This is a genomic window from Streptococcus mitis (genome assembly GCF_946190155.1).
GTDB classification, from domain to species: Bacteria; Bacillota; Bacilli; order Lactobacillales; family Streptococcaceae; genus Streptococcus; species Streptococcus mitis_CL.
The window spans coordinates 161,590-181,703 of sequence record NZ_CAMHZL010000003.1 but is presented as its reverse complement, the minus strand read 5'-3'; the positions used below and the strand labels follow the sequence as shown (position 1 = coordinate 181,703).

Annotated in this window: 18 protein-coding genes and 2 pseudogenes; 17 read left to right on the top strand and 3 right to left on the bottom strand. The window is 42.5% G+C overall.

The window, feature by feature from the left end:
- The first annotated feature begins 7 nt into the window (after positions 1-7).
- Both N8O80_RS04060 and mnmG read left to right on the top strand, forming a co-directional pair.
- A pseudogene (locus tag N8O80_RS04060) lies at positions 8-463 on the top strand (NUDIX hydrolase).
- A gap of 9 nt (positions 464-472) precedes the next feature.
- Entirely contained in the window at positions 473-2,386 is a 1,914-nt protein-coding gene (mnmG, locus tag N8O80_RS04055; RefSeq protein ID WP_261026980.1) for a tRNA uridine-5-carboxymethylaminomethyl(34) synthesis enzyme MnmG, read from the top strand.
- A gap of 37 nt (positions 2,387-2,423) precedes the next feature.
- On the opposite strand, the gene rnjA is transcribed toward mnmG, so the two are convergent.
- Both rnjA and N8O80_RS04045 read right to left on the bottom strand, forming a co-directional pair.
- Positions 2,424-4,103, bottom strand: a complete 1,680-nt coding sequence (rnjA, locus tag N8O80_RS04050; protein ID WP_000331983.1) for a ribonuclease J1 — start codon at positions 4,101-4,103, stop codon at positions 2,424-2,426.
- Position 4,104: 1 nt separating this feature from the next.
- Positions 4,105-4,338, bottom strand: a complete 234-nt coding sequence (locus N8O80_RS04045; protein WP_000639571.1) for a DNA-dependent RNA polymerase subunit epsilon — start codon at positions 4,336-4,338, stop codon at positions 4,105-4,107.
- A gap of 1,318 nt (positions 4,339-5,656) precedes the next feature.
- On the opposite strand from N8O80_RS04045, the gene tsaB reads away from it, so the two are divergent.
- The 13 genes and pseudogenes from tsaB to N8O80_RS09805 all read left to right on the top strand — a co-directional run.
- Complete coding sequence (gene tsaB / locus N8O80_RS04040) at positions 5,657-6,340, top strand: tRNA (adenosine(37)-N6)-threonylcarbamoyltransferase complex dimerization subunit type 1 TsaB (protein ID WP_261026979.1); 684 nt, start codon at positions 5,657-5,659, stop codon at positions 6,338-6,340.
- Entirely contained in the window at positions 6,337-6,774 is a 438-nt protein-coding gene (gene rimI / locus N8O80_RS04035) for a ribosomal protein S18-alanine N-acetyltransferase (RefSeq protein ID WP_261026978.1), read from the top strand. Before tsaB ends, rimI begins: the two co-directional genes overlap by 4 nt.
- Positions 6,764-7,774 carry a tRNA (adenosine(37)-N6)-threonylcarbamoyltransferase complex transferase subunit TsaD gene (tsaD, locus tag N8O80_RS04030; RefSeq protein WP_261026977.1) on the top strand — a complete coding sequence of 337 codons (1,011 nt, stop codon included), beginning with the start codon at positions 6,764-6,766 and terminating at the stop codon, positions 7,772-7,774. Before rimI ends, tsaD begins: the two co-directional genes overlap by 11 nt.
- A 234-nt stretch (positions 7,775-8,008) precedes the next feature.
- Complete coding sequence (locus tag N8O80_RS04025; protein ID WP_000659742.1) at positions 8,009-8,704, top strand: AzlC family ABC transporter permease; 696 nt, start codon at positions 8,009-8,011, stop codon at positions 8,702-8,704.
- A complete protein-coding gene (locus N8O80_RS04020; protein ID WP_070480078.1) occupies positions 8,694-9,017 on the top strand; it encodes an AzlD domain-containing protein in 324 nt (107 codons plus the stop codon). Before N8O80_RS04025 ends, N8O80_RS04020 begins: the two co-directional genes overlap by 11 nt.
- Before the next feature lie 209 nt (positions 9,018-9,226).
- Positions 9,227-10,057 carry an amino acid ABC transporter substrate-binding protein gene (locus N8O80_RS04015; RefSeq protein ID WP_261026976.1) on the top strand — a complete coding sequence of 277 codons (831 nt, stop codon included), beginning with the start codon at positions 9,227-9,229 and terminating at the stop codon, positions 10,055-10,057.
- A gap of 153 nt (positions 10,058-10,210) precedes the next feature.
- Positions 10,211-11,065: a MetQ/NlpA family ABC transporter substrate-binding protein gene (locus tag N8O80_RS04010; protein ID WP_000694524.1), complete on the top strand. Its 855-nt coding sequence runs from the start codon at positions 10,211-10,213 to the stop codon at positions 11,063-11,065.
- 96 nt (positions 11,066-11,161) lie between these two features.
- The gene (locus N8O80_RS04005) at positions 11,162-12,535 is read left to right on the top strand and encodes a M20 family metallopeptidase (protein WP_261026975.1); all 1,374 of its coding nucleotides are present in this window, start codon (positions 11,162-11,164) and stop codon (positions 12,533-12,535) included.
- Positions 12,528-13,589: a methionine ABC transporter ATP-binding protein gene (locus N8O80_RS04000; RefSeq protein WP_125408969.1), complete on the top strand. Its 1,062-nt coding sequence runs from the start codon at positions 12,528-12,530 to the stop codon at positions 13,587-13,589. The genes N8O80_RS04005 and N8O80_RS04000 overlap by 8 nt, the downstream gene beginning before the upstream one ends.
- A 1-nt stretch (position 13,590) precedes the next feature.
- The gene (locus N8O80_RS03995; RefSeq protein WP_176139477.1) at positions 13,591-14,283 is read left to right on the top strand and encodes a methionine ABC transporter permease; all 693 of its coding nucleotides are present in this window, start codon (positions 13,591-13,593) and stop codon (positions 14,281-14,283) included.
- Positions 14,284-14,601: 318 nt separating this feature from the next.
- Positions 14,602-15,282, top strand: coding sequence for an Rgg family transcriptional regulator (locus tag N8O80_RS03990; protein WP_314732575.1), 681 nt, complete (start codon positions 14,602-14,604; stop codon positions 15,280-15,282).
- A 184-nt stretch (positions 15,283-15,466) separates the two neighbouring features.
- Positions 15,467-16,711, top strand: a complete 1,245-nt coding sequence (locus N8O80_RS03985) for an MFS transporter (protein WP_049488544.1) — start codon at positions 15,467-15,469, stop codon at positions 16,709-16,711.
- A 16-nt stretch (positions 16,712-16,727) separates the two neighbouring features.
- Positions 16,728-17,120 (top strand): annotated as a pseudogene (locus N8O80_RS09805) (hypothetical protein); the annotation flags it as partial.
- 27 nt (positions 17,121-17,147) lie between these two features.
- Here N8O80_RS09805 and N8O80_RS03970 read toward each other — a convergent pair.
- Entirely contained in the window at positions 17,148-17,717 is a 570-nt protein-coding gene (locus N8O80_RS03970; protein WP_261026973.1) for an MptD family putative ECF transporter S component, read from the bottom strand.
- Between the two features lie 134 nt (positions 17,718-17,851).
- Here N8O80_RS03970 and N8O80_RS03965 point away from each other — a divergent pair, with 134 nt between their 5' ends.
- A complete protein-coding gene (locus tag N8O80_RS03965; RefSeq protein ID WP_261026972.1) occupies positions 17,852-18,466 on the top strand; it encodes a YesL family protein in 615 nt (204 codons plus the stop codon).
- Complete coding sequence (locus N8O80_RS03960) at positions 18,444-20,114, top strand: sensor histidine kinase (protein ID WP_314732574.1); 1,671 nt, start codon at positions 18,444-18,446, stop codon at positions 20,112-20,114. Before N8O80_RS03965 ends, N8O80_RS03960 begins: the two co-directional genes overlap by 23 nt.

Here is a 20,114-nt window from a genome sequence, read left to right as displayed (position 1 = left end):
GGAAAAAATGACTCAACAAGACTTTCGGACAAAAACAGGAAATACAGTTTTTGGAGTTCGGGCGACAGCCTTGATTGTCCAAAATCGCAAGCTCCTAGTCACCAAAGATAAGGGCAAGTATTACACTATTGGCGGTGCCATTTAAGTTAACGAAAGAACGGAAGACGCGGTAGTCCGTGAAGTGAGGGAAGAACTGGGTGTTAAAGTTCAAGCTGGGCAGCTAGCTTTCGTAGTTGAAAATCGTTTTGAACAGGACGGTATTTCCTATCACAACGTTGAGTTTCATTATCTGGTGGACTTGCTTGAGGATGCCCCATTGACCATGCAGGAAGATGAGAAAAGGCAGCCCTGTGAGTGGCTTGGCATAGACAAGCTTGAGGGTATCAGTCTAGTTCCAGCCTTTCTAAAAACAGCCCTACCAGATTGGGACGGCCAACTAAGACACATTCACCTTGAGGAATAGGAGAGAAACATGACATATAATTTTACTGAAGAATACGATATTATTGTAATCGGTGCGGGACACGCTGGGGTCGAGGCTTCTTTGGCTGCCAGCCGTATGGGCTGTAAGGTTTTACTTGCGACCATCAACATTGAAATGCTGGCTTTCATGCCTTGTAACCCCTCTATCGGTGGTTCTGCCAAAGGGATTGTTGTGCGTGAAGTTGATGCCCTCGGTGGCGAGATGGCCAAAACCATTGACAAGACTTACATCCAGATGAAGATGCTCAACACAGGGAAGGGGCCAGCTGTCCGTGCCCTTCGTGCGCAGGCTGACAAGGAACTTTACTCTAAGGAGATGCGCAAGACGGTTGAAAATCAAGAAAATCTGACCCTTCGTCAAACCATGATTGATGAGATTTTGGTGGAAGATGGCAAGGTTGTCGGTGTGCGTACAGCGACCCATCAAGAGTATGCTGCTAAGGCTGTTATCGTGACCACAGGGACTGCTCTCCGTGGGGAAATTATCATCGGAGATCTCAAGTACTCATCAGGTCCTAACCACAGCCTAGCTTCTATTAACCTTGCTGACAATCTCAAGGAACTGGGCCTCGAAATCGGTCGTTTCAAGACAGGAACCCCTCCACGTGTTAAGGCTTCTTCAATCAACTACGATGTGACCGAGATTCAGCCAGGAGATGAAGCGCCTAATCACTTCTCTTATACTTCACGTGATGAGGATTATGTCAAGGATCAGGTGCCATGCTGGTTGACCTACACCAATGGTACCAGCCATGAAATTATCCAAAATAACCTCCACCGTGCGCCTATGTTTACAGGTGTGGTCAAGGGAGTGGGACCTCGTTACTGTCCGTCGATTGAAGACAAGATTGTGCGCTTTGCGGACAAGGAACGCCACCAACTCTTCCTTGAGCCAGAAGGGCGCAATACTGAGGAAGTCTATGTTCAAGGCCTCTCAACCAGTTTGCCTGAGGATGTCCAGCGTGACTTGGTTCATTCTATCAAGGGGTTGGAAAATGCAGAGATGATGCGAACAGGTTATGCTATTGAGTATGACATGGTCTTGCCTCACCAGTTGCGTGCGACTCTGGAAACCAAGAAAATCTCAGGTCTTTTCACTGCTGGTCAGACAAATGGAACATCAGGTTATGAAGAAGCTGCTGGCCAAGGGATTATCGCTGGAATCAATGCGGCTTTGAAAGTCCAAGGCAAACCTGAGTTGATTTTGAAGCGCAGTGATGGTTATATCGGGGTCATGATTGATGACTTGGTGACCAAGGGAACCATTGAACCTTACCGTCTCTTGACCAGTCGTGCTGAATACCGTCTCATTCTTCGTCATGACAATGCCGATATGCGTTTGACTGAGATGGGACGTGAGATTGGTCTTGTGGACGATGAACGCTGGGCTCGCTTTGAAATCAAGAAAAATCAATTTGATAATGAGATGAAGCGACTAGATAGCATCAAACTCAAGCCAGTCAAAGAAACCAATGCTAAGGTTGAGGAGATGGGCTTCAAGCCGTTGACAGATGCAGTGACAGCCAAGGAATTCCTTCGCCGTCCAGAAGTTTCTTATCAAGATGTGATAGCCTTCATCGGACCAGCTGCTGAGGACTTGGATGACAAGATTATCGAATTGATTGAAACAGAAATCAAGTACGAAGGCTATATTTCCAAAGCCATGGACCAGGTTGCCAAGATGAAACGCATGGAAGAAAAACGCATTCCAGCCAATATCGACTGGGATGACATTGATTCTATCGCAACCGAAGCCCGTCAGAAGTTCAAACTCATCAATCCAGAAACCATCGGCCAAGCCAGCCGTATTTCGGGAGTAAACCCGGCAGATATTTCTATTTTGATGGTGTATCTGGAAGGTAAAAATCGTAGTATTTCTAAAAATCAAGAAAAGAAAGCATAGAGAAAAACAGCTCCGTTTTCGGGGCTGTTTTCTTGCTTTATTCTTCATCTGGTGTGAGGATCATAGGGATGATAATCGGCTCACGTTCTGTATTTTCATAGAGGAAGGGGCGAATAGCGTTGACAATGGCACCATTGACTGATTGCACGCTAGCGTCCTTGTTTTTCAGTGCGATACGAATAGCATTGAAGAGGATGCGCTGGCTTTGGCGAATCAAGTCGCCAGACTCTCTCATGTAGACAAAGCCTCGACTGAGTATGTCTGGACCAGACAGAATCATCTGAGACTTGAAGTCAACGGTTGCGACTGCCAGAACGACACCGTCTTCAGATAGATCACGACGATCCTTGAGGACAGCAGCACCGATTTCACCGATACGATTTCCATCTACATAGATATCTTGGGCGTTGAAATGGCCTGCAATACGAGCTGAGTCAGCAGTAAGGGCAAGCACATCACCATTGCTCATGATAAAGATATTGTCCTTCTCAACACCAGTATCTACCGCTAGTCCAGCGTGGACTTTTTGCATGCGGTATTCACCGTGAACAGGCATGAAGTATTTTGGCTTAATCAAGCGGAGCATAAGTTTTTGCTCTTGCTGGCCACCGTGTCCAGAGGTATGGATATTGTTAACCTTACCGTGGATAACTTCGACACCAGCTTCAGAAATGATGTTGATCAGCTTGTTGACGCTAGTAGTGTTTCCAGGGATTGGGCTAGAAGAGAAGATGACGGTATCGCCTGGTTGGAGTTGTACCTGACGGTGGGTTCCGTTGGCGATACGAGAGAGGGCCGCCATCGGTTCACCCTGACTACCTGTACAGAGGATGAGAACTTCTCCTGCAGGATAATCTTTGATTTCATTTGGCTCGATAAAGGTTCCCTTAGGAGCTTTGATGTAGCCAAGGTCGATTCCGTTGACAATGGCCTTTTCCATCGAACGACCAAAGACCGCAATCTTGCGTCCAGTCTTAACAGCAGCTTCTGTTGCTTGCTGGAGACGGAAGATATTTGAGGCAAAGGATGCAAAGATGATACGTCCCTCTATGCCTTGGATAATCTTCATGATGGACTGACCAACGACTTTTTCAGAGTTGGTAAAGGTTGGCACTTCTGCATTTGTTGAGTCAGACAGGAGACAGAGCACGCCTTCTTCGCCAAGGGCAGCCATACGGTGCAAGTCCGCAGGTTCTCCAACTGGAGTAAAGTCAAACTTAAAGTCACCCGTACAGACGATTTTCCCTTGAGGAGTATGAATGACAATCCCCAAAGGCTCTGGAATAGAGTGAGTTGTTCTAAAGAAAGTTGCCTTGAGATTTTTAAAGGTCAACTCAGTATTATGGTTGATTTCGTAAAGTTTGGCGTTGCGCAAGAGGCCGTGTTCTTCGAGTTTTCCACGGATTAAAGCCAAGGCAAGTGGTCCAGCGTAGATAGGGACATTTGCTTGCTTGAGCAGGAATGGAATCCCACCGATGTGGTCCTCGTGTCCGTGTGTGATCAAAACAGCCTTGACGCGGTCGATATTGTCCACGATGTATGAGTAATCAGGAATGACGTAGTCGATACCCAGCAAATCATCTTCTGGGAATTTAATCCCAGCATCTACGATGATAATCTCGTCTTGGTATTCAATTCCGTATGTGTTTTTCCCGATTTCTCCCAGACCACCGATGGCAAAAACGCCAACTTCTTCAGGTTTAAGAGTATAGGCCATATTAGAACTCCGTGATTTCGAAGGCGCCAGTTTCTTTTTCGTAATCTAGCAATTTGTCAGACAAGAGTTCGATATACTCGATATTGTACTCTGGGCGATTTTCTTCGACAAGTTGGCGAGCAGCGATACGGCCCTCAAGTTCTGAGTTAGCATCGATGTCTAGGTAAAGTGCGCGTGTAGTTTCACGACGTGGGCTACGTTCTTTTGTTTCTTGATAAAAAACTTTGTAAATCATATAGTTCCTTTCTATTTACAGGTCAGCTTATTCCAAACTTTTAGCATAGATTTGCTTGATTTCATTCCATTTTGTGTCTAGATTGACCTTGATTCGTTACAATTATTTCAATTATACCACAAAATGAAAAATTAGTAAAAGACGGAAACGAGAAAGTCGTGAGGGGAAGAGGGAGCAAAAGATAGATAGGATTCGTTCGGAGAGCGCTTAGGTGTTATAATTAAAGGGGAAATCTAAAGAGATAGTAGATTTAAGGGAGAATATAGTTCTAGTTTCATTAATCGTTGGTGTAGATGGTTGGGACAGAATGGTATCTTTGAAAAAAGAAAAAGCTCTTGAGAAATCTCGAGAGCAAATAAAAAAGCTGAGACAAAACTCGGGGATTTTCCTGGAGCAGTCCAGGTGGCAGCACCTCTACCTGAAGCGAATGCATCGCAACCTTTGAATGACTTGTCACCAAATCAAACTCGATCTCAGCCTTTACTTAATTCTATCATCTATGAGGCTAAGAAGTCAATCTATAAGTATAACGATGTAGAAATAGCAAGATGGAGTGGAGTGCTTACTAAAAGGCAAAGACAAGCACTTAATTTAAGAGTAAGCAAAAAGAGAGGACCAATGGTAGTCAGGGGTCTTTACAGCTCAAAGCTGAAGGCAGTCCCACACCCGTACCAGAAGTTGGTACCTTTGAACGCTCTGTTACCAGTCGCCCTACGTTATCCTCTCAATATTTATATTTTACTATAACTTACTGAGGGAATCAACTTTAAAAGTATCAAAAAGCTCCTGACCGAAGTCAAGAGCCATCTAACACTGGGGGCGAATTGTTCAATCGCAATTCCAGTTCTTTAGAAACCAAAGTTTCAGGGATAGCACTGCAACCCGAAGAGTCAAAGACTCAACCTGATTTTCCTACCAGTGTTGAATTACATTTTAACATTGATAGACCAACATAGTCAACAGTTTATATAAAAATAGGAATACCAAAAGGAGGATTAAGAATGTTTAGTTTGTTTGAATTTGCGATAGGGTTCGCCTCTTGGTGTTTATAGTCTTTGTAGCCTGTATCTATGGGGGAATGCTCTGTTTGTACATCTGGGACACCGCAAAAAAAATTCCTTTGGAAGCTTGCTTTTGTGACGCTCTATTCAATTTTTATCCTCCTTGTAACCTATGTTGTCTGGCTCGTTTTCTACTTTGGATTAAATGCTTAGATGCCCTGCTCATGCTGGGGCATTTTTGTTTGGGGATAAAGAAAATTCCCATGTGCCAGCTTTTGTAGTATAATAGTAAGCAGACAAAAAGATAGGAATGTGTTATGAAAGTATTAGCTTTTGATACGTCTAGCAAGGCTCTTTCTCTCGCTATTTTAGAGGACAAGCAGGTTCTTGCCGAGACGACGATTAATATTAAGAAAAATCACAGTATTACCCTCATGCCTGCCATCGATTTTTTGATGGCAAGTGTGAACTGGACGCCCAAGGATTTGGATAGAATCGTTGTGGCGGAAGGGCCAGGTAGCTACACAGGTTTGCGAATTGCGGTAGCAACTGCCAAGACTTTGGCTCATACACTGAACATTGAGTTAGTTGGTATGTCGAGCCTCTTGGCGCTGGTGCCCTACCAACAAGAAGGTTTGTTTATCCCCTTGATGGATGCTCGTCGCAACAATGTTTATGCAGGATTTTATGAAAATGCTAAACCTGTCATGCCGGAAGCGCACCTATCTTTTGAAGAGGTGTTAGAAAAAGTTAAGGGTGCTAGTCAGGTTACCTTTGTCGGAGAAGTCGGCCCCTTTGTGGAGCAGATTCAAGAACACTTGCCAAGGACTAATTACAAAGAAACCTTGCCTAATGCAGCCAATCTTGCTCTTTTGGCCTGGGACAAGGAAGCAGACTCCTTGCATGATTTTGTGCCGAATTACCTCAAACGAGTCGAGGCTGAGGAAAACTGGCTCAAGAACCATACCGAGTCTGGAGAGTCTTACATTAAACGCCTATGATAGAGATTAAACGAATCCAACAGCAGATTGACTTGGCTCAAGCCATCTACGCTGTGATGGCAGTTGTTTACCCAGTCAGTCCTTGGACGCTGGAGCAAATCCAAGCAAACCTGGCTCAAGACCAGACTTGGTATGCTCTGGCTTATGATGGGGCAGAAGTGATTGGATTTCTAGCTGTGCAGGAAAATATCTTTGAGGCAGAAGTCTTGCAAATCGCTGTTAAAGGAGATTATCAGGGTCAGGGAATTGCGTCAGCCTTGTTTGCTCAATTGCCGACAGATAAGGAGATTTTCCTCGAAGTCAGAAAGTCAAATCAACGAGCGCAAGCATTTTACAAGAAAGAAAAGATGGCAGTCATCGCTGAGCGAAAGGCCTACTACCATGATCCAGTCGAGGACGCCATCATCATGAAGAGAGAAATAGATGAAGGATAGATATATTTTAGCATTTGAGACATCCTGTGATGAGACTAGTGTTGCCGTCTTGAAAAACGACGATGAGCTCTTGTCCAATGTCATTGCTAGTCAAATTGAGAGTCACAAACGTTTCGGGGGCGTAGTGCCAGAAGTAGCCAGTCGTCACCATGTCGAGGTCATTACAGCCTGTATCGAGGAGGCACTGGCAGAAGCAGGGATTACGGAAGAGGACGTGACAGCTGTTGCGGTTACCTATGGACCAGGCTTGGTCGGAGCCTTGCTAGTTGGCTTGTCAGCTGCTAAGGCCTTTGCTTGGGCACATGGACTTCCACTTATCCCTGTTAACCACATGGCTGGTCACCTCATGGCAGCTCAAAGTGTAGAGCTTTTGGAGTTTCCCTTGCTAGCCCTCTTGGTCAGCGGTGGACACACAGAGTTGGTTTATGTTTCGGAGGCTGGTGACTACAAGATTGTTGGGGAAACGCGAGATGACGCGGTTGGTGAGGCCTATGATAAGGTCGGCCGTGTCATGGGCTTGACCTATCCTGCAGGTCGTGAGATTGATGAGCTAGCTCATCGGGGACAGGATATTTATGATTTTCCCCGTGCCATGATTAAGGAGGATAATCTGGAGTTTTCATTCTCAGGTTTGAAATCTGCCTTTATCAACCTTCACCACAATGCCAAGCAAAAGGGAGAAAGCTTGTCTACAGAGGATTTGTGTACTTCCTTCCAAGCAGCAGTCATGGATATTCTCATGGCAAAAACCAAGAAGGCTTTGGAGAAATATCCTGTTAAAACCCTGGTTGTGGCAGGTGGCGTGGCAGCCAATAAAGGCCTCAGAGAACGCCTAGCAACTGAAATCACAGATGTCAAGGTCATCATTCCACCCCTGCGCCTCTGCGGAGACAATGCAGGAATGATTGCCTATGCCAGCGTCAGCGAGTGGAACAAAGAAAACTTCGCAGGCTTGGACCTCAATGCTAAACCAAGTCTCGCTTTTGATACGATGGAATAAAATAGAGTCTGTCTGATTACAATCAGCAGACTTTTTTCTCTTTCCTGAATGTGTTATAATAGTCCATGCTATGGCTGGAGCCTTTTCAGCCTACTTATACTCTTCGAAAATCTCTTCAAACCGCGTTAGCTTCTATCTGCAACCTCAAAACAATGTTTTGAGCAACCTGCGGCTAGCTTCCTAGTTTGCTCTTTGATTTTCATTGAGTATTATTAAGACAATATGAGGAGAAAGATGAAAGAAAAAGGATTTTGGGAGGGGGCGCAGGCAGCCATGCCAACGGCTCTCGGTTATGTCAGTATTGGCCTTGCCTGTGGGATTATCGGTGCGCCCTATGTGACACCTGTTGAGATGGGCTTGATGAGCCTCTTTGTTTATGCTGGGAGCGCCCAGTTTGCCATGTTGGCACTGATTGCGGTTCAAGCACCTGTAGCGGCTATTGCTATGACGGTTTTTTTGATCAATTTGCGTCTCTTTTTGTTGAGCTTGCACGCATCGACTTATTTCCGTCATACCAGTCTCTGGCAAAATATCGGTATGTCTAGCCTCTTAACGGATGAGACTTACGGCGTTTTGATGGGTGAATTGGCCCATACAGACAAGGTCAATCCTATGTGGATGCACGGAAACAATCTCAACAGCTATGTGGCTTGGTTTGTGGGAACAGTTGTCGGAACGGCTCTGGGTGGTCTGTTGCCAAATCCAGAAATCTTTGGCTTGGATTTTGCCCTAGTTGGGATGTTCATTGGAATTTTTGCTTCGCAATTCCAGATTATGCAAAGACGGATTCCTGTCCGCAATCTGCTTATTATTCTAGCAGTTGTTGCGGTGTCCTTCTTTTTACTCTTGACAGTGGTGTCTCAGTCGCTAGCTGTTCTGTTTGCGACGCTACTTGGTTGTAGCATGGGGGTGGTTTTAGATGGTCAGTAAGTATCTTTTATTAGCAGTTATTTTCTCTGGCTTGGTGACGTGGATTCCCCGTATGATTCCTTTCATCTTGGTCAAGTATAAGGGCTTGCCTGCTATCGTTGAGCGTTTTTTGAAGTTCTTGCCCGTTTCTATTATCTTCGCCTTGATTCTTTCAAGCGTAGTGACAGGTAAGATTGGCAGCCTTCCTCAAATCAAATGGCTGGACTTCTTAGCAGTCTTTCCAACAGCTTGGGTAGCCTTTCGCTACCGCAATCTTGTCGGAACAGTTCTCTTTGGAGTGGTCTTAATTGCAGTCTTGCGTTTGGTCTTTTAATACTCTTCGAAAATCAAATTCAAACCACGTCAGCGTCGCCTTACCGTACTCAAGTACAGCTTGCGGCTAGCTTCCTAGTTTGCTCTTTGATTTTCATTGAGTATAAATCAGCCATAAAGAAAACCTATCACAGAGATAGATATCATATAATGGCGTAAATTCTCTTTTTCTGTTAAAATTATAAGGTATTCTATTTTGGAGGAAATGATATGAAAAAAATCGTTAAATACTCATCTCTTGCTGCCCTAGGGCTTGTTGCTGCAGGTGTTCTAGCAGCTTGCTCAGGTGGTGCTAAGAAAGAAGGAGAAGCAACTAGCAAGAAAGAAATTATCGTTGCAACTAATGCTACACCAAAACCATTCAACTATGAAGAAAATGGCGAATTGACTGGTTACGAAATTGAAGTGGTTCGCGCTATCTTTAAAGACTCTGACAAGTATGATGTCAAGTTTGAGAAGACAGAGTGGTCAGGAGTCTTTGCAGGACTTGATGCCGACCGTTACAATATGGCTGTTAGCAACATCAGCTACACTAAAGAACGTGCTGAAAAATACCTTTATGCAGCTCCAACTGCTAAAAACCCTAACGTTCTTGTAGTGAAAAAAGATGACCCTAGCATCAAATCGCTTGATGATATCGGTGGAAAATCAACAGAAGTTGTTCAAGGGACAACTTCTGCTAAACAGCTAGAAGACTACAACAAACAACACGCAGATAATCCAACTGTCCTAAAGTATACTAAAGCAGACTTCCAACAAATCATGGGACGCTTGAGCGATGGCCAGTTTGACTACAAGATTTTTGATAAAATCGGTGTTGAAACAGTCATCAAGGACCAAGGTTTGGACAACTTGAAAGTGATCGAACTTCCAAGCGACCAACAACCTTATGTTTACCCACTTCTTGCTAAAGGTCAAGATGAGTTGAAAACATTTGTAGACAAACGTATCCAAGAACTCTACAAAGACGGAACTCTTGAAAAATTGTCTAAACAATTCTTCGGAGACACTTATCTACCAGCAGAAGCTGATATTAAATAATTTCTTGAAATCATCCATTCTGAGTAAGTTGGGTGATTTCTCAATTTTTAGGGTTATAGTTTTAAACTATATATCTGGCTATCTAATAACAATTTGTGAAATCAAACAAATTGTGAGATACTAGTACGGTATTATTTTTAAGGAGAAAGAATCATGAAAATCAAAAAATGGCTTGGTGTAGCAGCCCTTGCTACAGTCGCAGGTTTGGCTCTTGCAGCTTGCGGAAACTCAGAAAAGAAAGCAGACAATGCAACAACTATCAAAATCGCAACGGTTAACCGTAGCGGTTCTGAAGAAAAACGTTGGGACAAAATCCAAGAATTAGTTAAAAAAGACGGTATCACTTTGGAATTTACAGAGTTCACAGACTACTCACAACCAAACAAGGCAACTGCTGATGGCGAAGTAGATTTGAACGCTTTCCAACACTATAACTTCTTGAATAACTGGAACAAAGAAAACGGAAAAGACCTTGTAGCGATTGCTGATACTTATATCTCTCCAATCCGTCTTTACTCAGGTTTGAATGGAAGTGACAACAAGTACACTAAAGTAGAAGACATCCCAGCAAACGGAGAAATCGCTGTACCAAACGACGCTACAAACGAAAGCCGTGCGCTTTACTTGCTTCAATCAGCTGGCTTGATTAAATTGGACGTTTCAGGAACTGCTCTTGCAACAGTTGCTAACATCAAAGAAAATCCAAAGAACTTGAAAATCACTGAATTGGACGCTAGCCAAACAGCTCGTTCATTGTCATCAGTTGACGCTGCTGTTGTAAACAATACCTTCGTTACAGAAGCAAAATTGGACTACAAGAAAGCACTTTTCAAAGAACAAGCTGATGAAAATTCAAAACAATGGTACAACATCATTGTTGCGAAAAAAGATTGGGAAACATCACCTAAGGCTGATGCTATCAAGAAAGTTGTTGCAGCTTACCATACAGATGAAGTGAAAAAAGTTATCGAAGAAACATCAGACGGTTTGGATCAACCAGTTTGGTAATAAGAAACAGGGAGGTGGGAGAGAAAATTCCACCTCTTGCTTTTGTATAGAGCATGGATTGTCAGGAAGAGTAGTTCATAGAAAGGTAGAGAGAATATGGTTTTTCCTAGTGAACAAGAACAAATTGAAAAATTTGAAAAGGATCATGTAGCCCAGCATTATTTTGAGGTTTTGCGTACCTTGATTTCTAAGAAATCGGTCTTTGCCCAGCAGGTTGGACTTAAGGAAGTCGCAAATTATCTGGGTGAAATTTTCAAACGTGTTGGGGCTGAAGTGGAGATTGATGAGACTTATACGGCTCCCTTTGTCATGGCGCATTTCAAGAGTTCGCGTCCAGATGCCAAAACTTTGATTTTCTATAACCACTATGACACTGTGCCAGCGGATGGGGATCAGGTATGGACAGAGGATCCTTTTACTCTTTCGGTCCGTAATGGTTTTATGTATGGGCGTGGGGTTGATGACGACAAGGGTCATATCACAGCTCGTTTGAGTGCTTTGAGAAAATACATGCAGCATCATGATGACCTGCCTGTCAATATTAGTTTTATCATGGAGGGTGCGGAGGAATCCGCTTCGACAGACCTAGATAAGTATCTGGAAAAACATGCAGACAAACTCCGTGGGGCGGATTTGTTGGTCTGGGAACAAGGGACCAAAAATGCCTTGGAGCAGTTAGAAATTTCTGGTGGAAACAAGGGGATTGTGACCTTTGATGCCAAGGTAAAAAGCGCTGATGTGGATATCCATTCTAGTTATGGTGGGGTTGTGGAATCAGCTCCTTGGTACCTCCTTCAAGCCTTACAGTCTCTTCGTGCGGCAGATGGACGTATCTTGGTTGAAGGCTTGTATGAAGAAGTACAAGAGCCAAATGAACGGGAATTGTCCTTGGTGGATACCTACGCTCAACGAAATCCTGGGGAAATCAGCCAGATTTATGGTTTGGAATTGCCTCTCTTACAAGAGGATCGCGCAGCCTTCCTAAAACGTTTCTTTTTCGAGCCAGCCCTTAATATCGAAGGGATTCAGTCAGGTTATCAAGGACAAGGAGTCAAAACGATATTACCTGCAGAAGCCAGTGCTAAGCTAGAGGTTCGTTTGGTTCCTGGCCTAGAACCGCATGATGTTCTGGAAAAAATTCGGAAACAGCTAGACAAAAATGGCTTTGATAAGGTAGAATTATACTATACCTTGGGAGAGATGAGCTATCGAAGCGATATGAGCGCGCCAGCCATTCTCAATGTAATCGAGTTGGCCACGAAATTCTATCCACAGGGCGTTTCGGTCTTGCCGACGACAGCTGGGACAGGGCCTATGCATACGGTCTTTGATGCCCTGGAGGTGCCAATGGTGGCCTTCGGTCTAGGAAATGCCAATAGCCGAGACCACGGTGGAGATGAAAATGTGCGAATCGCCGATTATTACACCCATATTGAATTAGTAGAGGAGCTGATTAGAAGCTATGAGTAGAGATATTATCAAGTTAGATCAGATTGATGTGACTTTTCACCAAAAGAAGAGAACCATCACAGCGGTCAAGGATGTGACCATTCACATCCAAGAAGGGGATATCTACGGAATCGTTGGATATTCTGGAGCAGGGAAATCAACCCTTGTACGGGTGATTAATCTCTTGCAAAAGCCATCTGCAGGTAAAATCACCATTGACGACGATGTGATTTTTGATGGCAAGGTGACATTGACAGCCGAGCAGTTGCGTCGTAAACGTCAAGATATCGGAATGATTTTCCAGCACTTTAACCTGATGAGTCAAAAGACAGCAGAGGAGAACGTAGCCTTTGCCCTTAAACACTCTGGACTTAGTAAGGAAGAAAAGAAAGCTAAAGTAGCTAAGTTGTTGGACTTGGTTGGCTTGGCGGACCGTGCTGAAAACTACCCTTCACAGCTATCTGGAGGGCAAAAACAGCGTGTGGCCATTGCGCGTGCCTTGGCAAATGATCCAAAAATCTTGATTTCAGACGAGTCCACTTCTGCCCTTGACCCTAAGACAACCAAGCAGATTTTGGCCTTGTTGCAAGATTTGAACCAAAAATTAGGCTTGACGGTTGTCTTGATTACGCATGAAATGCAGATTGTCAAAGATATCGCCAATCGTGTAGCAGTTATGCAGGATGGGAATTTGATTGAAGAGGGCAGCGTCCTTGAAATCTTCTCAAACCCTAAACAACCCTTGACCCAAGATTTTATCTCAACAGCTACAGGTATTGACGAAGCCATGGTCAAGATTGAGAAGCAAGAAATCGTGCAACATCTGTCTGAAAACAGCCTTTTGGTGCAACTCAAGTATGCAGGGGCTTCAACAGACGAGCCACTTTTGAATGAATTGTACAAGCATTACCAAGTAACGGCTAATATCCTCTATGGAAATATCGAAATCCTCGATGGCACTCCTGTTGGAGAATTGGTGGTGGTCTTGTCAGGTGAAAAAGCAGCGTTGGCAGATGCCCAAGAAGCCATTCGTCAAGCAGGCGTACAACTAAAAGTATTGAAGGGAGGACAGTAAGATGGAATCATTGATTCAAACCTATTTACCAAATGTTTATAAAATGGGCTGGGCTGGTCAAGCAGGCTGGGGAACAGCCATCTACCTAACCCTTTATATGACAGTTCTTTCTTTCATCATCGGAGGTTTCTTGGGGCTTGTTGCAGGGCTCTTCCTTGTCTTGACAGCGCCAGGTGGTGTCTTGGAAAATAAGGTCGTCTTCTGGATTTTAGACAAAATTACCTCAATTTTTCGTGCGGTTCCTTTCATCATTCTCTTGGCAGTCTTGTCACCCTTCTCTCATCTAATCGTAGGGACAAGTATCGGGCCAAATGCGGCTATTGTACCCCTATCTTTTGCGGTCTTTGCCTTCTTTGCCCGTCAGGTGCAGGTTGTCTTGGCTGAACTGGATGGCGGTGTCATTGAGGCGGCTCAAGCTAGCGGAGCGACCTTCTGGGACATCGTAGGTGTTTATCTATCAGAAGGTCTGCCAGATTTGATCCGTGTGACGACTGTGACCTTGATTTCCCTTGTTGGTGAAACAGCTATGGCTGGTGCGGTTGGAGCTGGTGGTATCGGTAACGTAGCCATCGCTTATGGATTTAACCGCTACAATCACGATGTGACCATCTTGGCAACCATCATTATCATTTTGATTATCTTTGCAATCCAATTCTTGGGAGATTTCCTGACCAATAAATTGAGTCATAAATAAAAAGAACTAGGCAATCTGTACATTATTCATAGGAGTTGTCGTTATAGTCAAGACTTAAAATTCTCTGTACTGGTTGCTATCAACCGTTACTTTTATGAGTTAGAGAGTTAAGAATTGTGGGGAGTCAATATGCAAAATCTGGGAGAAGTTTTTAAAGAATTGAGAAAGAGCCGGAATGTATCTCTACAGGAGGCGACGGGAGGAGAGTTTACTTATTCCATGCTGAGCAAATTTGAGCGTGGAGAAGCAGATTTATCCTCTATGAAATTGATTACTGCCTTAGATAACATCCACTCTGATTTGAATGAATTTATGTACTTGGTACGTGGTTTTTCTCAGAAAAAGGTCCTGGCTTTTCAAGAAAATCTTTGGGATTTATATGACAGAGAAGGGATTGATTCTCTCCACTCCTTGTATGAAGAGACGACTCAAAAGTATAGATTAAGTGGTGAAAAGAGCTATCTCTTACAAATGATTCGTATCAAAAGCCTTCTTGTGTTTTTTGATTCAGAAATAAGAGCAACGGATGAAGAACTGACTTTTCTCTATGACTATTTTTTTACTATTGATATCTGGGGAAATTATGAATTAGAACTATTTTCAACGATTTCTACTTTGTTCCCTCTGCCCCTCTATTTTAAATATTCTAGGGAGATGTTGCAAAAGACGGATTTATTAGGCTCTTTACCTAGTAACAAAGTCGCTATTGATACCATTTTAATTAATGGACTCTTTAAAGCGATAGAGGAAAAGGATAAATTAAAAGCAGACTATTTTACCTTTCAGGTTGAAAACCGCGATTTACCAGAATCTGAAGCTTATCTTAAAATCATTTATATGATTGCTAAAGGGTATTATGATACTATTTTTAAAGTAGAAAATAAGGGGCTTGAAAAAATCCAAAGAGGCATTACAATCTTACAAGATTTAGAGTATGTAGATGGTGCAAGATACTATGAAAACTATTTTGCAAGTCAGCTCTCGAATAAAGATTTGTAATATATTCCAATTACATCGACTGATGAAAAATAAATGGGTTTGTAGATGGAGTGATAAATAGCAGTATCTAGGAGCTAGAGTTCCTATTTTCAGAAAAAATATATTACAAAAAAGTGGGGAGTCCCGCTTTTTTTGTTAGACTGAATTCAATAGAATACTCTTTGAAATGTGAGAAAGGCCTGTTATGAAACTATTCTTAAGACATCATTTATTTAGAATACTGACCTTATCAAGGTTTTTGAGCTCAAGTGGAGCTTATATTTATAATCTTGTATTTATCGTTTATGCTGCGAGTCTACCCTTTAAAAATATAGCTGTATTTATGGCGAATATGATTACGATTTTACCTTTCCTATTTACTTTTTATGTTGGGATTAAGGCTGATCATACTCGGAATAAAGCAGGGACAATTATCTGGGTTGGTTGTGTGCAAAGTCTACTATTTCTTTTGATTGCTAGTGTGATTCATGACCAGAACTTCGTAACGTTTGCTTTTATCTGTATGGTTAACATCTGTTCGGATATTTTATCGGATTATACAGCAGGCCTTCGTATGCCGATTATCCAGCATAATATTTCGGAAGATAAGCTCTATGAAGCTTATTCCTTTACTCAGTTTGTTTCCTATTTATCAAATCTAGGAGGTCAAGCCTTAGGAGTATGGTTACTCACAACCAGTCATCAAAATTTTTCTTTTGTTGCAATTGTGAACGCTGGCTTCTTTTTACTATCTTCTCTTATTTTGTTCAAAAATAGAAGAGAATTGACGTATTTGTCTGTAAGTGTAGAGGATAAGTCGATTAGTTTACTCCAACAAGTTAAGGCAATCTATGCGGACATGGATGATATCTTTAGGCAGAGAGAAAGTAAATCATTGTTTAAAATGATCCTTGTCATTTTGGTAATGAATACTTTGGGAGGAGCTATTGGAGGTATTTATCACTTTTATTTATTAGACCATACTATCTATCATCTCAGCTATGCTCAAGCCCTATTTTTAATTGAATGTGTTAGCTTGGGAGGAGCTATTCTTGGTAGCCTAACTCCCCATGATTATTTTGGGAAATTGTCTTTTTCAAGCTTGTTATCGCTCAATGCAATTCTGTTTGTCTTGCTGGATACTGCTAATATTTTAGAGTTTTCTCCTCTAGTAGGTGTTGCCTGCTTAGCCTTTGTCATGTATTTGATGTCGAAATCAATGCCTAAATTAGATACTCTGTTACTGTCTAATTTGAGTGCGGATGTATTAGCTAGAAGTAATAATCTCTTGAGTATGATTTTTTCCCTAACATTACCCTTGGGAATGTCTGTATTTTCCTTCTTAGCTTTACAAGATATCAGACTTTGTTGGTGGGTGTTTTTGGTAGTGAGTGTGATAGGGCTGATTTTATCCCTAGAAAAAGGAAGTTTTTCAGGTAAAAAATTTTAACCTAGGAAGCTCAAGCTTACTAGAAGACCTTCCAGATGTGATTCGTGTGACGACTGTAACCTTGATTTCCCTTGTTGGGGAAACAGCTATGGCCGGGGCAGTTGGAACTGGTGGTATGGGTAACGTAGCCATCGCTTATGGATTTATACTCTTCGAAAATCTCTTCAAACTACGTCAGCGTTGCCTTGCCGTAGGTATATGTAACTGACTTCGTCAGTCTTATCTACAACCTCAAAGCAGTGCTTTGAGCAACCTGCGGCTAACTTCCTAGTTTGCTCTTTGATTTTCATTGAGTATTAACCGTTACAATCACGATGTAACCATCTTGGCAACCATCATTATCATTTTGATTATCTTTGCAATCCAATTCTTGGGAGATTTCTTGACTAAGAAATTGAGTCATAAATAAAAAGAGCCGTGCGGCTCTTTTTATTTATCAGATTTTCTGTGCAAATTTTTTACTCAAGGCTTGTCCAATCAAGGCGCCAACTAGGGCTCCGATGACAACACTAGCGATAAATAGAAGGATGGTTCCAAGATTTGGTGCGACCATGATACGGTCGATATATTCTTGGGATTTTCCTCTTGCTAGAAGAGTAGCCATATAGGTTTGGGGCGCAATCCACATGAGTAAGATTGGACCAGTTGAACTAAAGGCGAAAATAATGAAAGAAAGCAAATTTTTTGTTTGGTCCTTGTATTTTCCTAAATGAGCTACTCCATCTGCTAGAAGACCACAGATAATTCCAGGAAGGAAGGCACCGGCACCGTGTTTGCTCCCCAAGAAAAAGAGGGCGATGACAAGGCCGATAGTGGTAATGGCTCCAAAGCGCGGAACTTTTGCGACTAGAATCATATAGACGCTACCGCCGACAAGGGCAGTAAAGGCAGGTGCATAAAACATGTTTCCAGTTTGGTCAAGGAGATTGCCCAAAAGGACACCAATCCCCATGCAGAGGAAGTAAAGAACTGCAAAGAGCAGTGTAGTTAAGATAGATTTTTTCATGAATTGTCTCCTGATAATTTTCTCACAATTCTCATTGTACCACGGTTTGGTGGGATTGTAAATGGATAGTCTATGTTTTTGAAAACGCTTGAAATATGATATAATAGTTTCATAGTTATTTTTAGGGGGATATCATGGGTAGATTTTTAGACTTTGTCTTTAATCGTTTCTTTTTAGGGATGATCGCGACAGCCTTCTTTTGGCTATTAACCTTAGCAGGAGGGATTATTCTTGGTCTAGCGCCAGCCAGTGCCACCTTGATGAGCCTATATGCAGAACATGGTTATAGCTTTCGGGAATACAGTTTGAAGGAAGCTTGGTCTCTTTACAAGCAAAATTTTGTCTCAAGCAACCTGATTTTCTATAGCTTTTTGGGGGTGGATTTAGTTTTAATCTATGGCCTGTATCTCTTGGTGCAATTGCCTCATCAAACCATCATTCATTTGATTGCGACCTTTTTGAATGTCCTAGTAGTCGCCCTGCTCTTTTTGGCCTATACAGTGTCTTTGAAATTACAAGTTTATTTTGACTTATCCTATCGAAATAGTCTCAAACTATCCTTGATTGGCATCTTTATGAGCCTAGCAGCTGTGGCCAAGGTTCTCTTTGGGACAGTGTTACTTGTGGCAATTGGTTACTATATGCCTGCCCTACTTTTCTTTGTAGGAATTGGGATGTGGCATTTCTTTATCAGTGATATGTTGGAACCGGTCTATGAAAGTATCCATGAAAAATTGGCGACAAAATAGAATGAAGCAGTTTTGGCTACATACGCTTCTAAGAACCTACAGTTCAGTTATGATGATTATTATTGCGAGTTTTGCAATCTTACTCTCTTACGCTGACTGGGATTCACGGGAAAAGGAAGCCCAGAGAGTAGCCCAGCGTGTAACCACTCGAACAGTTGAAGAGGTGGAATATTATTATCGCGAGTCAGCCCAACTGGCGCAAGATTTAGTAGCCAATCAAGAACGGATACAAGGGGTTTATAAGTACTTTAGCTTGTCAACTTCTGAGTATTTTTATTGGCTGTTGGAGCATCAAGCAGCTTCGTCAACTTCTATTTCTCTGTATGAAAACATTGATGATCTTTATGTCCAAAATGACTCTATAACGGGTGTTGCAATCGTCTTGCAGGATTTTAAAGAAGTTTATGTTTCAACAAGGGATAAAAGAAGTGGTCATATCTTGCCTGCTGAGGCCTTTAAACCAGAGGTCAATAGTTTTGGAATTCCAGTTCTGGACCCAGCAACGGATCAATCTATAGGAGTGATTTACATCTCCTTGGATCCAGAAGTTTTATATCATGCCATTGACAATACCCGAGGTCATATTCCGATGGCTGTTACTGTGACATCGCCTTTTGATACGGAGATTTTTCATATTGGTGAGAGGGTCAATAGGGAACATGAGAACTGGTTTGTTGGTATGACTTCTCATGGATATCAGGTTCAGGTGGCAGTTCCTAAAAACTTTGTTTTACAAGGAACAGTTGCCAGCTCTGCTTTGATTGTGGGTTTGAGCCTTCTCTTTATTGTCATTCTCTATCTGACTTTGAGGAAGACCTTTGCGAACTACCAAAAGCAGGTAGTGGATTTGGTGGATTCTATTCAAGCTATTGCCCAAGGGGAAGAAGGTCTTCGCATCGATACGCTTGAAAAGGATCAGGAATTGCTCCTAATCGCGGAGACGACCAATGATATGTTGGATCGATTAGAAAAGAATATACATGATATTTATCAGTTAGAGCTTAGTCAAAAAGATGCCAATATGCGGGCCTTGCAGGCGCAAATCAACCCTCACTTCATGTACAATACTCTGGAGTTCTTGCGCATGTATGCAGTTATGCAAAGTCAAGATGAGTTGGCAGATATCATTTATGAGTTCAGTAGCCTGTTGCGTAACAATATTTCCGACGAAAGAGAAACTCTTCTCAAACAGGAATTAGAATTTTGCCGTAAATACAGCTATCTCTGCATGGTTCGCTATCCCAAGTCCATTGCCTATGGTTTCAAGATAGATCCAGAGTTAGAGAATATGAAGATTCCCAAGTTTACCTTGCAACCGCTGGTAGAAAATTATTTCGCGCATGGTGTTGACCACAGACGGACAGATAATGTGATTAGCATCAAGGCTCTTAAACAGGACGGTTTTGTAGAAATTTTGGTGGTTGATAATGGCCGTGGTATGTCGGCTGAAAAGCTGGCAAGTATTCGAGAAAAATTAAGGAAGAGACATTTTGAACACCAAGCCAGTTACAGTGATCAAAAGCAGTCTATCGGGATTGTCAATGTACATGAGCGTTTTGTGCTCTATTTTGGGGATCGATATGCTATTACTATAGATTCTGCAGAGCAAGCAGGTGTTCAGTATCGTATTACAATTCAAGATGAGTAG

Excerpts from the sequence above, each read along its gene's own strand:
- mnmG (WP_261026980.1), top strand. The coding sequence starts at position 473 with ATGACATATAATTTTACTGAAGAATACGATATTATTGTAATCGGTGCG.
- rnjA (WP_000331983.1), bottom strand. The coding sequence starts at position 4,103 with ATGGCCTATACTCTTAAACCTGAAGAAGTTGGCGTTTTTGCCATCGGT.
- N8O80_RS04045 (WP_000639571.1), bottom strand. The coding sequence starts at position 4,338 with ATGATTTACAAAGTTTTTTATCAAGAAACAAAAGAACGTAGCCCACGT.
- tsaB (WP_261026979.1), top strand. The coding sequence starts at position 5,657 with ATGAAAGTATTAGCTTTTGATACGTCTAGCAAGGCTCTTTCTCTCGCT.
- rimI (WP_261026978.1), top strand. The coding sequence starts at position 6,337 with ATGATAGAGATTAAACGAATCCAACAGCAGATTGACTTGGCTCAAGCC.
- tsaD (WP_261026977.1), top strand. The coding sequence starts at position 6,764 with ATGAAGGATAGATATATTTTAGCATTTGAGACATCCTGTGATGAGACT.
- N8O80_RS04025 (WP_000659742.1), top strand. The coding sequence starts at position 8,009 with ATGAAAGAAAAAGGATTTTGGGAGGGGGCGCAGGCAGCCATGCCAACG.
- N8O80_RS04020 (WP_070480078.1), top strand. The coding sequence starts at position 8,694 with ATGGTCAGTAAGTATCTTTTATTAGCAGTTATTTTCTCTGGCTTGGTG.
- N8O80_RS04015 (WP_261026976.1), top strand. The coding sequence starts at position 9,227 with ATGAAAAAAATCGTTAAATACTCATCTCTTGCTGCCCTAGGGCTTGTT.
- N8O80_RS04010 (WP_000694524.1), top strand. The coding sequence starts at position 10,211 with ATGAAAATCAAAAAATGGCTTGGTGTAGCAGCCCTTGCTACAGTCGCA.
- N8O80_RS04005 (WP_261026975.1), top strand. The coding sequence starts at position 11,162 with ATGGTTTTTCCTAGTGAACAAGAACAAATTGAAAAATTTGAAAAGGAT.
- N8O80_RS04000 (WP_125408969.1), top strand. The coding sequence starts at position 12,528 with ATGAGTAGAGATATTATCAAGTTAGATCAGATTGATGTGACTTTTCAC.
- N8O80_RS03995 (WP_176139477.1), top strand. The coding sequence starts at position 13,591 with ATGGAATCATTGATTCAAACCTATTTACCAAATGTTTATAAAATGGGC.
- N8O80_RS03985 (WP_049488544.1), top strand. The coding sequence starts at position 15,467 with ATGAAACTATTCTTAAGACATCATTTATTTAGAATACTGACCTTATCA.
- N8O80_RS03970 (WP_261026973.1), bottom strand. The coding sequence starts at position 17,717 with ATGAAAAAATCTATCTTAACTACACTGCTCTTTGCAGTTCTTTACTTC.
- N8O80_RS03965 (WP_261026972.1), top strand. The coding sequence starts at position 17,852 with ATGGGTAGATTTTTAGACTTTGTCTTTAATCGTTTCTTTTTAGGGATG.
- N8O80_RS03960 (WP_314732574.1), top strand. The coding sequence starts at position 18,444 with ATGAAAAATTGGCGACAAAATAGAATGAAGCAGTTTTGGCTACATACG.